The sequence below is a fragment of the Vibrio sp. 378 genome (assembly GCF_033339435.1).
Genome location: NZ_JAWOUO010000442.1, coordinates 1 through 761, shown reverse-complemented (window position 1 = coordinate 761; position 761 = coordinate 1). Strand labels below are relative to the sequence as shown.

The window sequence follows — 761 nt, the reverse complement described above, 5'->3', positions numbered from 1 at the left end:
AAAGAGTTCACTGCATCGACCACAACACTTCTCTCTTGCTCACTCAAGTAAGGCGACATCGGTAATGACAGCACTTCATTTTGCAACTGCTCCGTCAACGGCAATGACAGATGACTGAACTCTTTATAAGCCTGCTGTTTATGCGGCGCTATAGGATAATGCACTTGTGTCTGAATACCATGCTCTGATAAATGCTTAACTAGCGCATCTCGGTGTGAACTGCGCACCACAAACAAATGCCATACATGTGCCTCAGGCTCAGCCACTTCTGGTAAGATAATATTCGGGTTGTTGATTTCACGTAAGTAAAATGCCGCCAACTCCTGACGCGCTTTCGTCTGCGCTGGAAGGTAGTTCAGTTTCACTGACAACATCGCCGACTGAATTTCATCCAAACGACTGTTCAGACCTTGATAAAGATTCTGGTATTTAACATGTGAGCCGTAGTTTCGAAGGGCACGCAAGGTTTCTGCCAGCTCATCATCGCTAGTCGTAATAGCGCCACCATCGCCTAACGCACCTAGGTTTTTACCCGGATAGAAGCTAAAGCCTGAGGCGTCACCCCATGCTCCAGATTTCTTACCAGCAAGTGTCGCACCATGAGACTGAGCGCTGTCTTCCAACACGAGAAGATTGTGTTTTGTCGCCAACGCCATAATCGCTGGCATATCGGCTAACTGACCATACAGGTGCACCGGCAAAATCACTTTGGTCTTTTTTGTAATCGCCGCTTCAATCGCTTCAGGACTGATATTGTGCGT

Annotated in this window: 1 protein-coding gene; it reads right to left on the bottom strand. The window is 47.4% G+C overall.

Annotated elements, in window-relative coordinates; genetic code table 11:
* On the bottom strand, positions 1-761 hold a 761-nt coding region (locus tag R7Q48_RS26820), incomplete at both ends, for a DegT/DnrJ/EryC1/StrS family aminotransferase (protein ID WP_318133276.1).